This window comes from Reinekea sp. (assembly GCF_982785585.1).
The window spans coordinates 17222-30751 of the sequence record NZ_CEYAVF010000013.1 but is presented as its reverse complement, the minus strand read 5'-3'; the positions used below and the strand labels follow the sequence as shown (position 1 = coordinate 30751).

12 protein-coding genes are annotated in these 13530 nt (G+C 46.4%); 3 read left to right on the top strand and 9 right to left on the bottom strand.

The window, feature by feature from the left end:
- The first annotated feature begins 53 nt into the window (after window positions 1-53).
- Complete coding sequence (locus AC4FIC_RS07045) at window positions 54-1049, top strand: formamidase (RefSeq protein ID WP_100255859.1); 996 nt, start codon at window positions 54-56, stop codon at window positions 1047-1049.
- Window positions 1050-1498: 449 nt separating this feature from the next.
- On the opposite strand, the gene AC4FIC_RS07040 is transcribed toward AC4FIC_RS07045, so the two are convergent.
- From AC4FIC_RS07040 to AC4FIC_RS07010, 7 genes are all read right to left on the bottom strand, one after another.
- Window positions 1499-1855, bottom strand: a complete 357-nt coding sequence (locus tag AC4FIC_RS07040) for a cupin domain-containing protein (protein ID WP_100255858.1) — start codon at window positions 1853-1855, stop codon at window positions 1499-1501.
- Window positions 1848-2540: a cysteine hydrolase family protein gene (locus tag AC4FIC_RS07035; protein WP_100255857.1), complete on the bottom strand. Its 693-nt coding sequence runs from the start codon at window positions 2538-2540 to the stop codon at window positions 1848-1850. The genes AC4FIC_RS07040 and AC4FIC_RS07035 overlap by 8 nt, the downstream gene beginning before the upstream one ends.
- The gene (locus tag AC4FIC_RS07030) at window positions 2524-4209 is read right to left on the bottom strand and encodes an ABC transporter ATP-binding protein (RefSeq protein ID WP_273283716.1); all 1686 of its coding nucleotides are present in this window, start codon (window positions 4207-4209) and stop codon (window positions 2524-2526) included. Before AC4FIC_RS07030 ends, AC4FIC_RS07035 begins: the two co-directional genes overlap by 17 nt.
- 15 nt (window positions 4210-4224) lie before the next feature.
- Entirely contained in the window at window positions 4225-4914 is a 690-nt protein-coding gene (gene biuH / locus AC4FIC_RS07025) for a biuret amidohydrolase (protein ID WP_273283718.1), read from the bottom strand.
- Between the two features lie 9 nt (window positions 4915-4923).
- Window positions 4924-5841, bottom strand: coding sequence for an ABC transporter permease (locus AC4FIC_RS07020; protein WP_273283720.1), 918 nt, complete (start codon window positions 5839-5841; stop codon window positions 4924-4926).
- A complete protein-coding gene (locus tag AC4FIC_RS07015) occupies window positions 5838-6887 on the bottom strand; it encodes an ABC transporter permease (RefSeq protein WP_100255854.1) in 1050 nt (349 codons plus the stop codon). The genes AC4FIC_RS07020 and AC4FIC_RS07015 overlap by 4 nt, the downstream gene beginning before the upstream one ends.
- A 77-nt stretch (window positions 6888-6964) precedes the next feature.
- A complete protein-coding gene (locus tag AC4FIC_RS07010; RefSeq protein WP_100255853.1) occupies window positions 6965-8095 on the bottom strand; it encodes a BMP family ABC transporter substrate-binding protein in 1131 nt (376 codons plus the stop codon).
- A gap of 250 nt (window positions 8096-8345) precedes the next feature.
- On the opposite strand from AC4FIC_RS07010, the gene AC4FIC_RS07005 reads away from it, so the two are divergent.
- A complete protein-coding gene (locus tag AC4FIC_RS07005; protein WP_100255852.1) occupies window positions 8346-9023 on the top strand; it encodes a GntR family transcriptional regulator in 678 nt (225 codons plus the stop codon).
- Between the two features lie 415 nt (window positions 9024-9438).
- Here the strand turns inward: AC4FIC_RS07005 and glmS are convergent, their stop codons facing one another.
- Window positions 9439-11268 (bottom strand): glutamine--fructose-6-phosphate transaminase (isomerizing), encoded by a 1830-nt coding sequence (glmS, locus tag AC4FIC_RS07000; protein ID WP_273283724.1) that lies wholly within the window; start codon window positions 11266-11268, stop codon window positions 9439-9441.
- A gap of 150 nt (window positions 11269-11418) precedes the next feature.
- A complete protein-coding gene (gene glmU, locus AC4FIC_RS06995; protein WP_100255850.1) occupies window positions 11419-12777 on the bottom strand; it encodes a bifunctional UDP-N-acetylglucosamine diphosphorylase/glucosamine-1-phosphate N-acetyltransferase GlmU in 1359 nt (452 codons plus the stop codon).
- Window positions 12778-13200: 423 nt separating this feature from the next.
- Here glmU and AC4FIC_RS06990 point away from each other — a divergent pair.
- Window positions 13201-13530 (top strand): hypothetical protein (locus AC4FIC_RS06990; protein WP_490359389.1); only part of this gene is annotated, 330 nt, incomplete at its 3' end.

Here is a 13530-nt window from a genome sequence, read left to right as displayed (position 1 = left end):
AAGACCATCCAGGATCAAAATTATGCGATTAGTATTCAAAATGGGAGTGTGATATGTCTGGTCTGAGTGGATTAAACAAAAGTCCTAACGGCGTTATTGTAAGTGTCGTTCAATTACAATTGCCCGTTGTCGAAACAAAAAAACAGCTTACCGCGCAGGCGGCTATTATAGTGTCAATGGTGGCCAAGGCACGTCGAAATTTAGCTGGCTGTGACCTTGTGGTTTTTCCAGAGTATTCCTTGCATGGACTCAGCATGGCGACCAACTCTGATATTATGTGCGCGGTTGATGGGCCAGAAGTCCGGTCTTTCCAACAAGCCTGTATCGATAATAATATTTGGGGCTGTTTTTCAATAATGGAAATTAACCCAGATGGCAACCCTTATAATACCGGTTTAATAATCGACAACTTTGGGGAGATAAAACTAAATTACCGCAAGATGCACCCATGGACACCGGTGGAACCTTGGGAACCTGGGAACGTTGGCGTACCCGTTTGTCCCGGCCCCAACGGGAGCACATTGGCCCTTATTATTTGCCACGATGGAATGTTTCCAGAAATGGCCAGAGAATGCGCCTACAAGGGTGCTGACATCATGTTACGCACGGCAGGATACACCGCTCCAATACGAGAAGCATGGCGTTTCACGAACCAAAGCAATTCTTTCTGTAATTTGATGGCGACAGCCAATGTATGTATGAGTGGCAGCGATGGTTCATTTGATTCCATGGGTGAAGGTATGATTGTTAATTTCGACGGAACCATATTAGCTTACAGTAGTAATGGTCGTTCTAATGAGATCATTTCTGCGGAAATACGACCTGACCTGATTCATGAGGCGAGGATTAATTGGGGTGTCGAAAACAATATCTATCAGTTAGGGCATCGAGGTTACGTTGCCATTGACGGGGGAGCAAAAGATTGCCCTTATCAATTTATGCGAGATCTAATGGCCGGTGAGTATTGTTTGCCATGGGAAAATGACATAAAGGTAGTTGATGGCACTAGCTGTGGCTTCCCAAAATCCAAACGAAAATATAATGGCTAACTGATGTACAAATATTGGCATATTAAGCCTCAACCACTTATAACCCTAAACCCAAATGCCGCCATATTATTTATTATAAATATAAAACGGGGTTTTCAGCACAATGCATCCAAATTGCGAACCCCGTTATTTAAACTTAGCCCTAAAGTCCTGCTGTTTCCCGTCACTTTTTTATCGTAGCAGTCATGGTCACCATCAGCTGCGAATTTAAACTAGACATAATATTTTCAATTAGTGGAATAGCTATAGATCTTTAGGTAATTCCTGCCCACCTAAACATAACTGAGCAACAAGACTGATCAATGTTCTAGCGTCTAATTTTAATTATTTATCATATTACACTTTAATTTACACTTACAGAACTTAAATTAAATAGCCCCCTAAAGTCTTGATGAAAGAGAATTCGGGATTTATCAACACGCAACCCTAAACTTACCATCAGATTTTAACTATATAAACTGTACTGGATTTTGCCAAATTGCCAAGGCTAAACAACCGTCTTTTGAATATACATCATGAATAGTGTCCTTACTGTGAATCAACAAGCTCCCCTTTTTGTAAATTCCATTTGCATCCTGTTGTGAGCCGTGCAAAATAAAAATATTCTCGTAACCTATATGTTCATGCGCCGCTACACGGGCATCGGCTTCATAATGAAGCAGCGCTGCACTCATGCCGTCATCATTTTCCCGATAAAAATAGGAAACATGAACTCTTGGTCGTAGCTCTTGCCACCTTCGCTGTTTAAGCGTTTTTTCAAGATCCAACAAATCGTGGACAGCTATTCTTTTAAACATTTCATCCATAACAACGCTCCAAGGCCTCACGAAGTGTCACACTATCGGTGCTCCACCCAACAATACCACCTTGTGCGGTGATCATTTCTATCGTGCTACGTTTAAATTCCGGAAAGTAACTTTCTGTACAGTCTTCCAATAACAAACATTCAAAACCTCGATCGTTTGCCTCGCGCATTGTCGTTTGCACACAGACTTCAGTAGTTACGCCAGCGACAAGTAAATGAGTGCAACCGAGTGTTTTTAAGTGACTTGCAAGTTGAGTATTATAAAAAGCTCCCTTGCCAGGTTTAAGTAATTCCAATTCTCCTTCTATCGGCCTTAACTCGTCAATTATTTGGTTACCCGCAGAATCATTAATTAAGATTCTACCCATTGGTCCTGTGGTGCCAATTTTTAAGTTAGTGTTCCCCCGGTTTAATTTTGCTGGCGGGCAATCTGACATATCTGATTTATGTCCCTCACGAGTATGAACCACAGGAACTCCTAAGCTCCGGCAATGTTTAAGCAGCGCTTTAAGCGGATCAATAACGGACCGTAATAGGCTGACATCGTTGCCTAGACTTTCGCCAAATCCACCGGGTTCCAAAAAATCTTTTTGCATATCAATAATTATCAAACAGGGTTTATTTATTGATAACGGATACGGGTAAGGCTTTGCGGCAACAAATTCACCGTCAAGTGGCTTGTTCATAGTTGTGCTCTCCTCTGGGTGCGTTCCTTTGCATATGTCCAGCCATGGCCTGGCCTATAGATACCAGATCTGCATTTTCTGGTGTAGATTCCATTATGAACTCCCCGTTTGACATTACAAAAAAACGATCGCTCATTTGCATGACCTCCTCGAGATCTTCCGAGACCAATAGAACCGCCGCTCCGTCGTTACGGGCCAGCATAATTTGCTGTCGTATGTAGGCTATGGAACTAAAATCTAGACCAAAACAAGGATTTGCAACTATTAAAACGTCTACTGAGTTAGAAAGCTCTCGTGCTAAAACGGCTCGTTGAATGTTACCACCAGAGAGGTTCCCAATGGGTTCAAATGCCGAGGGTGTTTTGACATTAAATTTAAGAATTAATGATTTAGCTTGCTGGATGATTTTACTAAAACTTAAAATACCGAAGCCTGAACTCATTGAGGTCAAATCAAAATTTCTCAGCGCCATATTCTCCGCAACACTTAAGTTTGGCACACAAGCGTTACGCAAAGGTTCCTCAGGTAAACAAAAAACCTTCGCGGCTTGTAAGTTTTTTCGAGTGGGTGAAAAAGGTTTCCCATCTACTGCCAATGAACCACTCTTGATTGCTCGTTGTCCGCTTATACCGGAAACAAGTTCACTTTGTCCATTTCCTGAAATTCCGGCAATTCCAACGATCTCACCTGCCAAGACGGTCAAATCAATATTTTTCACAGCGAGCAAACCACGATCGTTGTTAATACTTAACTTTTCAACACTAAAGCTTTTGTTAGAAACATTCGGCCATGCCTTGCGTTGCAGTGGCTTTACTGTCATTTTTTCACCCATCATCATCTCAGAAAGCAATAATGGTGTTGTTTTTGTTACTGAACAACTGCCAACGAACTGGCCTTTTCGCAACACGGTGACATCGTCTGAGTACTGCATAACTTCGCGGAACTTGTGAGTTATCATTAGCACAGTTAAGCCAAGCTTATTGGCCATTCTTTTTAACTCGGTTAGAACAAAATCTGCTTCCTGGGGTGTTAAAACCGATGTTGGTTCATCTAAAATTAGTATTTTTGTATCGAGTAGAAGCTGTTTCGTAATCTCCAACTTTTGCTTCTCACCCGCAGATAAGCTTGATACTTTTTGCTTTAAATCAAAACTAAAAGGCAAATCTTTTAGTTTATTGGTAATTAACTCTGCTTCATTTCTCCAGTTAACCCAGCGCGGTATGATTGGTCGAGCCAATACAATATTCTCTAGAACCGTCATATTGTCAATGACCGTAAAATGTTGATAAACCATACCAATCCCAGCCAATGCAGCTTGTTGCGGTCGGCTAATCTCAGCCTCTTGGCCGGCAACTGTAATTTGGCCCTCATCAGGTTGGTAATAACCCATTATGCACTTCACTAGGGTACTTTTACCGGCACCATTTTCACCTAACAAAGAATGAACGGTTCCTCTGCGCAAGCGCAATGTAACATTTTTTAGCGCAATGGTGTCTCCGAAGCGCTTGCTGATATTTAACGCCTCAAGAATCGAGTCATTGGTTGAAATGTTATGTTTTTCTTGCTGCTCAGTGTTGTCTGAGGTGGCAAAGTACTTATCATCGGCAATTTCATTACCTTCTGATGAATTATCGGCAGCTGCTATGTAATCAACGGTATTATCAGTCATAGTCATGGTCTTGGCCTAGGTGATTTGATCCAGTGTGGTTAAGACTGATTTCGAATCAGCAACTGCCCCAAACACGCCACCTTGCATGGTCACCATGTGCAATGCGGCTAGATGATTAGCGTTATCCGTTGCACCACAGCAATCGCTCACCACAACACATTCATAACCGCGGTCGTTAGCTTCGCGCATAGTTGTGCTGACGCATACGTCTGTAGTGATTCCGGTGAGAATTAGATTTCGGATGCCCTGTAGGCGTAAGATCATGTCCAGGTCAGTTGCATAAAATGACCCTTTTCCCGGTTTATCAATTATGATCTCACCCTTCATTGGGTAGAGTTGTTCGATAATATCCCACCCTGGTTGGCCCCGAACCAATATTCGCCCCATGGGACCTGCGTCGCCAATGCCTGCTCCAATTTGCTGACTCCGCCAGCGCTTGTTTTTGGGCAGATCGGAAAGATCGGCGCGATGACCTTCTCGAGTATGAATAATTGGCATCCGCATTGAGCGCGCTTTTTCCAATAGTTTTTTAATAGGCTTAATTGGCGCCTGAGTTAAACTTAAGTCGTAACCCATTGCATCAACATACCCACCTTTACCGCAGAAATCAGTTTGCATATCTATTATAACTAACGCGGTATTTTGCGTATTTAGCTGACCATCGAAAGGCCAAAGATAGGGTTGTGAATTAACAGTTGTGCTCATAATTAATCCTTAGCGAGTGAATTCACCCGGCATGCCCTCAAGGGTTTTGTCAGCCGATGAAGATAGCACTAATATTATTAACGTTAAAAAATATGGTGCCGCGTTAAATAGGTAATAGCCCCAGGTAATTCCAACGGCCTGAAGTGACGGGCCGAGGGCCGCAGCCGCACCAAAGAGTAAACTCGCGAAAAAACAATAGATCGGGTTCCAACGGGCGAAAATAACCAAAGCGACAGCCATTAACCCTTGTCCACTAGAAAGACCTTCGTTCCAACTGCCAGGGTAATATAACGATAAATACGCGCCTCCGATGCTGGCCATCGCGCCCCCAATCATCGTACTTGCCCAACGAATTTTACGACTGTCGAAGCCTAACGCTCGTGCCGCACTGTCACTTTCACCAGCGACTCGAACCATCAATCCCCAGCGGGTATTTTTCAATACAAAATACAAAACAGGTACTATGGCTATACCTATAAAAAAAAGTACATTGATTTCCATAGCGGCCTGAATGATTGGAGAGTCACTCCACAAACCTAGGGATACTGCTGGCAAACGAGGTGCTGTCGGTTGAATAAATGCCTTACCAAAAAAGAATGCCAAACCTGTAGCAAAAATCATCAGTGCTATACCAACTGCAATATGACTTACCCTTTTGTTTTGACATAAAAAAGCATGCAAAAAACCAAGCACGACCCCGCTTCCTGCCGCGGCAATTACACCTAAAAATGGCGATTCACTGTAATAGGAAACGGCATAGGCCACCATCGCTCCCATAACCAAATTACCTTCTAGACCTAAGTTAATGCGCCCGCTGCGTTCAGTTAAACATTCACCTAAACTCACAAATAAGAACGGTGTACCGACTCGTACCGCCCCACCGAGCACTGCTATCAGAACTCCCCATAGGCCAATATCGGTTGTCATACAGAAACCCCTATTGATTTATTTTTAAAGAAAGGCATTCGACCATAGAGTGCTTCACTGCCAAGTATCACCACGAACATCATGCCCTGGATAACCTCAACTGACGCATCAGGTAAGCCATGTCGGCGCTGCAGCAGACCACCCGCGGCTTGTATGCCGCCCATCAAAACAGCAAATGGGATAATTGCTAATGGGTTATGTCTCGCTAGAAAGGCTACTAAAATACCGGCATAGCCGTAACCGGAGTTAAGTGAACCATTGGCTCGACCATGCACGGCAGCCACTTCAATAACCCCGGCCAGACCGGCACAAGCGCCGCCAATAAAACAACTAATCACGATCATTTTGCCAACCGATATACCGGCTAATTTGGCTGCTCTTGGGTTACCGCCGACAATAGACACAGAGAAACCAAAGGTCGTACGAAGTGACACAAACCAAAGTAGTAGACACAATAAAATACCAAACACGATACCCCAGTGGATAGAGCTTTCACCAATCACACCCAGCATATTGGCTTCACCAATGTGAAAGCTACTTGGTTTATTTAGAGTTTCTGGATCTTTCAGCATTCCAAAAACTAAAAAATTTAGTATCGCAATAGCAATATAATTTAGCAGTAGGGATGAAATAGTCTCATTAACACCGCGGTAATAATTCAGGAAACCGGCAAGGGCGATCCACAGCCCACCACTCATTGCACCGCTAAGCATCATTGCCGTCAAGATGAATATGGGTGAATTTCCAGATAACGAAATTCCGGTAATTGCTGAAAATAACCCACCAATGACCATCGCTCCTTCACCACCAATGATCACCAAGCCCGCCCTTGCCGGAATCGCGGTACAGAGTGCCGTTAACAATAATGGGGCCGCACGAACCAGTGTATTTTGAACAGAAAACCAACTACCAAATGAACCTTTGTAAATGGTTTTAAAAACAGCAATAGGATCGTTACCGGTGCTGGTTATAAATAATGCGATAAGCAACACTGAAAACAACAAAGCGACTGCTGTAACGATTATTGGTTCTAGAGTTTTTTGCATTGAGAGTGTCTCGAAAGGCGACTGGAAATGACGAACGCCGAATGTATCGGGCTCGTCATTTTGGAATTATGGCTGCGTTAGCCAATAACACCCGCAACCATCCAATCCATACTTTCCAAGGTAATGTCGGTTTGTTGATAGGCTTTTCCAGCTGGAATTACCTCATTTCCCTTATTATCTTTTATTGGTCCTTTGAAGATAGAGAAGCCACCTGCGACCAGTTGCGCTTTTGCAGCTTCTGCATCAGCCTTTGCGGCCGCCGTTACTGAAGGTCCATATGAGGACGATTTAACAATACCCTCTTTTAAACCACCCCGAACCAGGTTAGGTATTTTCTCACCCTTAATGATTTTTTCAGCGTACATAGCATAAACGCTGCTCCAGTTCCACTCGGCACCTGTTAAAAAGCCTTTAGGCGCCAATGCAAGGTTATTCGTATGATAGCCACACGAATATACTCCGCGTTTTTCGGCCGTTTCGACAACGACTTTCGGGCTATCCACATGACAAGTTAGTACATCAATACCCTGATCGATCATACTTGTTGCAGCTTCTGCTTCTTTCACTGGGTTGGCCCAACCACCGGTAAATACAACATTGGTGGTTATAGCTGGATTTACACTTTGAGCGCCTAGGGTAAAAGCATTAATGTTTCGCAAAACCTGCGGGATAGGAATCGCAGCAACAAAGCCAAGTTTACCTGTTTTACTCATATGACCGGCAACTATACCTGACAAATAGACCGCCTCGTCGATGTAACCAAAGTAACTGCCTACATTTTCAGGATGCTTGCTATCATCATATAAACCGCCGCAATGCAGGAACATTACATCTGGATATTTCGGGGCAATTTTTAGGATGTGAGGATCAAAATATCCAAATGAAGTTGGGAACAATATTTGAGCACCATCCAATTGAATCATACTTTCCATAGATTTTTGGACTTCAATAGTTTCTGCAACTTGTTCTTCATCAAAGGCCTTAACCCAGCTTAATTCAGCCACACCCGACTTACCTTCATAATGGGCTTGGTTGTAACCGTAATCGTCTTTTGGCCCGACATAAATAAAACCCATGTTAACGGTTTTTTCTTCACTAAATGCCACTGGACTCAAACTTGATGCAGCGACAACGGCACCCGCCCCTGCGCCTTTAATAAGTGTCCGTCGGCTTACGTTAACGCCAGCTTTCTGTTTTGTGTCTATCATTGTGTGACTCCCGTCATTGTTAGGTTCTAATTAGTCAATGGCACATCCTGTGCCAATTAGCTTTATGACGAGAGAATTGAAGCCAGATATTAATATAACCCATTGATTAATATGGTTAATTATTTTACCTCTGTTGTATACAACGTTGTATGCTAGAATTTGGTTTAGATTGAATAGTACAGTCGCGTGCCATAATTCAGTGCACAAGTAAGACTGTCAATGCACTATCTAAGTGCTTAAGAAGGGCTCTATGACTACAAAGAAAACTACCGTAATTACGATTTATCAGAAGTTACTCACCATGATTACCAATTTTGATATACCGCCTGGCTATCGTTTAACCGAAAGTCAATTAGCTGATTATTTTACTACCAGCCGCACACCTATTCGCGCTGCACTTCAACGATTGGAAACCGAAGGCCACGTTTTTGTCCGCGCTAAGCAAGGCTGTTTCGTCCGGAATATCGATTTAGAAAGGATCAGTGACTATTACGACATTCGGCTTGAATTAGAGATATTTGCCGTTCGTCTTGCTGGCAACTTAGTCCATAAGGGAGCAATTAGAACTCTTTTAGAACAGTGGCAACCTGATGAATATTTTTACGGCAGCCAAACGTCGACCCAACTTAAAGAAGCAGAAGAAATCTTTCATATCAACTTGGCCGATATCACAGGTAATAAAGTGTTGCCAGACTACTTACGGGATATTAATGATCGAATTCGAGTCGTACGCTACCAAGGATGGCCAGATCAAAAAAGTGTCGACGACACCTATCGTGAGCATTTCAACATATGTAAATACATATTAGATGATGAAACTGACAAAGCCATTGATGAAATGGTTAACCACATTAAAAAAAGCAAAGAACTTTCGAACCGCATATCACTTTCTCAAATTTACCAAAATAAAACCAACCCATTTGCATAATGGCACAGGTGGTCTTACTTTTATTGACAGTAACCTCTATTCACAGCCAAGTTCACTCAGAGAACAACGGCGGCTAGTCAGGCGCTAAAATGACTCATATCGGGCTATTTTGACACATGACCAAAATAATTTGGAATACTGCCGAACATAGTCATAATGCCCTAACATCTATAATCCTACCTACCTCAGTTCGTGTCACTGCTGTCGAATCGATTATTGTGCATACTTAGGGATTGGATTGGATTTTGTTTTCGAGCTGATGAGCAAAGTGATCGGTTATTTTAAGTGGCCTGGTTTGATACTTGAATCTGGCTTCTTGCCAACTATTTTGCTTTTGGCAACCTGCGAGTTGCGGTCTAGCCTGACGTAGTCAAGTAATACTGACCACGTCAGGCTAGACCCAGAGGGCACCTGTTTACTCTACCGTAACCGACTTCGCCAAATTACGCGGCTGATCGATATCCGTACCTTTGATCAGGGCCACATAGTAGCTGAGCAATTGCAGCGGCACGGTGTAGAGGATCGGCGCCAGCACGTCATCGATATGCTCCAGCTCGATCAACTTCAACCCCTCTCCAGCTTCGAAATGGGCCAATTTGTCGGCGAAGACATAGAGTTGGCCGCCGCGCGCGCGAACTTCTTCCATATTGCTGCGCAGCTTCTCTAACAGCTCGTTATTGGGCGCGACCACAACCACCGGCATATCGGCATCGATTAATGCCAGCGGGCCGTGCTTGAGTTCACCGGCAGCATAGGCTTCGGCGTGAATATAGCTGATCTCTTTGAGCTTTAGCGCGCCTTCCATGGCGATCGGGTACTGGGTTCCCCGGCCCAGAAACAGAGCATTGTGCTTGTCGGCAAAGTCTTCGGCTAATGCCGCGATGGTGCTTTTCAGCGACAACATCTGCTGGATCTGAGCGGGTAAGGCGCGCAGGCCGGTGACAATCTCGGTAATACGCTGCTGCTCCATGCCGCGGTGTTTGGCGACACTCAATACCAGCAACATTAGACCGACCAGCTGGACGGTAAAGGCCTTGGTCGAGGCGACGCCAATTTCGGCGCCAGCACGCATCATAAAGGCCAGGTCGGATTCGCGCACCAGACTTGAGCCGGGCACATTACAGATGCTCAGCGTGGCTTTGTAACCCTGCGTTTTGGCCTGCATTAAGGCGGCCAAGGTATCAGCGGTTTCACCCGATTGGGACAGGGTAATAAAGAGTGAATTCTTCGGCACCACCGAGGTGCGATAGCGAAATTCCGACGCAATCTCAACCTGGCATGAGACGCCAGCTATCTCTTCGAACCAATAGCGCGCGACCATACCCGAATTGTATGAGGTACCGCAGGCCACGATCTGAACGTTTTCAATACCCGCCAACAATTCATTGGCGCCAACGCCAAAGGCTTCGGTGACCACATGGGTCTCGGTAATACGACCTTCCAATGTGCTCAGTATCGCCGTCGGTTGCTCGTGTATTTCCTTCATCATAAAGTGCTTGTACTGGCCTTTATCGCCCGCTTCATGGGTCAGGTCGCTGACCATGGCTTCGCGCTCGACGCTCTGGTCGTTGAGATCAAAGATCTGCACCGAACGGCGGGTCACTTCGGCAACATCGCCCTCTTCCAAATAGATAAAGTTTTGTGTCACCGGTAACAAGGCAAGCTGGTCCGAGGCGATAAAGTTTTCGCCCAGACCTAGGCCGATCACCAAGGGTGAGCCGGAACGAGCAACCACCAAGCGGCTTGGATCGCGACGATCGATCACCACCGCACCGTAGGCACCTTCGAGTTGCTTGCGGGTTTTTTGCACCGCTTCGAGCAACGAGTCGGACGTGCGCAGTTCCAACTCAATCAGGTGCCCGATCACTTCGGTATCGGTATCGGAGGTGAAAACAAAGCCTTCGCCTTGCAGACGCGCACGCAGCTTGGCATGATTTTCAATAATGCCATTATGGACCACGGCAATATGTTCACCGGACATATGGGGGTGGGCATTTTGCTCATTGGGCACACCGTGCGTGGCCCAGCGGGTATGGGCAATGCCGGTACCACCGGCTAGGGGCTCAGCGCTCAAGGCCATTGACAACTCATTGACCTTGCCTACGCGGCGCACACGATTCAAGCGCTCGCCATCGATAATGGCAACCCCGGCGGAATCATAACCGCGGTATTCCAAGCGACGTAAGCCTTCAACCAAGATATCAGCGACATCTCGCTGCGCAACTGCACCAACGATTCCACACATAAATTTTTTCCTGTTACATTTTGTTTAATAATTTAACGCATGGCACATACAGCAAGCCAAATGCATCTCCTGCTAAGCAGATGCGCTGCCTGCGTGTGCCATACCGTATAAAAGGTTACTGTTCCTGTTCGGCCCCTAGTCGGCCGAGCGTTATTTTTTAACCGGCTTCTGCCATTTGGCGACCGTGATCTGGCGCGCCCGACCTATTGTCAACTGGTCGGCTGGGGCCGTTTTGGTAATCACCGACCCGGCGCCGACGAACGCACCGTCACTAATGGTGACCGGCGCCACCAGCGTGGAATTGGAACCGACGAAGGCATTGTTGCCAATCGTGGTGGCGTATTTGTTCACCCCATCGTAATTACAGCTGATCGTGCCGGCGCCGATATTCGAACCGCTGCCGATCACCGTATCGCCTATATAGCTCAGATGATTGACCTTACTGCCAACGCCAATAATCGCTTTCTTGGTTTCAACAAAGTTACCGACCTTAGTGTTATCGGCCAATTGGGTGCCGGGTCGCAGGCGAGCAAAGGGACCGACCTGGGCCGAGGCCCCCACGCTGGCGCCATCGATCAAGGTATTCGCCTCGATCACGCTGCCAGCCCCGATGGTGGCATTGCGCAGCACACAGTTGGGGCCGATGGAGACATTGTCCGCCAAGGTCACCGTGCCTTCGAAGACGCAGTTCACATCGATCAGGCAGTCTTGGCCCGCGCTCAGGGTACCGCGCACATCAATCCGGCTCGGATCCATCAGGGTCACACCCTGGGTCATTAGCTCGGTGGCAATCTGCTGTTGATGCCAGCGTTCCAGCTGCGCCAATTGCACCCGATTGTTCACGCCGAGCGTTTCTTCTGCATCGGTTGGGTGAACCGTATTGACCGCCACACCCTTGCTGACGGCAATTTCAATCAGGTCGGTTAGATAGTATTCACCTTGGGCATTCTGATTCGACAGGGTCGGTAGCCACTCATGCAGTGCCCAGGCTGGTACGGCAATAATACCGCTGTTAATTTCATTGATCGTCAACTGCTCGGTGGAGGCGTCCTTATGTTCAACAATCGACGTTACCCGGCCGGCGGCGTCGCGCACGATGCGCCCATACCCGCTCGGATCATCAAGCTTAACGGTCAGCAGGCCCATGCTGGTATCTGAAACCTGCTCGATTAATCGCTGCAGAGTCTCGGCACGGGTTAAGGGCACATCCCCATAGAGGATCAGCACGGCGCCCTCTTTGGGTAACAGAGGCAGTGCCTGACTGACGGCATGACCGGTACCCAACTGCTCACTCTGTACGCAAAACTTAAGCGGTTGCTCGGCGAAGAACTGGCGCACCTGGTCGGCGCCATGACCAATTACCAAGCTGATGTCAGAAGTAAATTGACGTGCCACCTTTACAACATGGGCGGCCAAAGGTTGGCCGGCTAGGCAATGCAACACCTTAGGCTGGCTAGATTTCATCCGAGAGCCTTGACCGGCAGCTAACACAACGACACTGACATCCATTTCATTTTCCTCTTCTGGGCATCAAAAACTATAAAGTGGCGCTCATTCTATGCATGTGGGCGCTCAGCGCAAGCGACTGGTTGTCAATATTTATATGACAATTTAATCCAGAGCCCCTCCTAGGGGGACTATCCTTAGCGCGAATCTGGTTGTTCTGAGCACAAAAATTACTTAGTGCCAAAAATCATACAAAATATCAGCCATATCGCGTCAAAAGTCTGTTAACCAGTTCGCTTAATGCCGTTTTAATAATACTTTTTCCGGAAGCGCCGGAAAAGTATCTTTTAAATAGCCCAATACCGTCATTAAATTGACTTGATAAGTCCTATTTGCAACAAAGAGAACGACAAGAACCCGATCACACTCTTAAAATTGAACACCTTCTAGAATGCGCTCTATCGCTCAACGCAGAAGGTATTCGATATGATCACACGCCATTTTTTAACCCCAGCCTTGCTTACCCTGCTCTTGGCGGGGTGCCAAATAGAAATCACTCCTCTGGACTCTGGCAGCAGCGAGGATCCGATCATCGATGATCCGGCACCGCTCCCGGAACCTGCGCCGACACCCGAGCCAGAACCGCTGCCCGCCCCAGAGCCAGAGCCAGAGCCAGAGCCAGAGCCCACACCAGACCCGATGCCAGATCCGGAGCCTCAACCTACACCTACACCTACACCTACACCTACACCGGAACCAGCACCAGCACCAGCACCTACGCCAGAGCCATTACCAGATCAAGCCTCAGCTGCAACG

Bases quoted from the DNA above. Each gene is read 5' to 3' on its own strand.
- AC4FIC_RS07045 (WP_100255859.1), top strand. From the start codon at position 54: ATGTCTGGTCTGAGTGGATTAAACAAAAGTCCTAACGGCGTTATTGTA.
- AC4FIC_RS07040 (WP_100255858.1), bottom strand. From the start codon at position 1,855: ATGGATGAAATGTTTAAAAGAATAGCTGTCCACGATTTGTTGGATCTT.
- AC4FIC_RS07035 (WP_100255857.1), bottom strand. From the start codon at position 2,540: ATGAACAAGCCACTTGACGGTGAATTTGTTGCCGCAAAGCCTTACCCG.
- AC4FIC_RS07030 (WP_273283716.1), bottom strand. From the start codon at position 4,209: ATGACTGATAATACCGTTGATTACATAGCAGCTGCCGATAATTCATCA.
- biuH (WP_273283718.1), bottom strand. From the start codon at position 4,914: ATGAGCACAACTGTTAATTCACAACCCTATCTTTGGCCTTTCGATGGT.
- AC4FIC_RS07020 (WP_273283720.1), bottom strand. From the start codon at position 5,841: ATGACAACCGATATTGGCCTATGGGGAGTTCTGATAGCAGTGCTCGGT.
- AC4FIC_RS07015 (WP_100255854.1), bottom strand. From the start codon at position 6,887: ATGCAAAAAACTCTAGAACCAATAATCGTTACAGCAGTCGCTTTGTTG.
- AC4FIC_RS07010 (WP_100255853.1), bottom strand. From the start codon at position 8,095: ATGATAGACACAAAACAGAAAGCTGGCGTTAACGTAAGCCGACGGACA.
- AC4FIC_RS07005 (WP_100255852.1), top strand. From the start codon at position 8,346: ATGACTACAAAGAAAACTACCGTAATTACGATTTATCAGAAGTTACTC.
- glmS (WP_273283724.1), bottom strand. From the start codon at position 11,268: ATGTGTGGAATCGTTGGTGCAGTTGCGCAGCGAGATGTCGCTGATATC.
- glmU (WP_100255850.1), bottom strand. From the start codon at position 12,777: ATGGATGTCAGTGTCGTTGTGTTAGCTGCCGGTCAAGGCTCTCGGATG.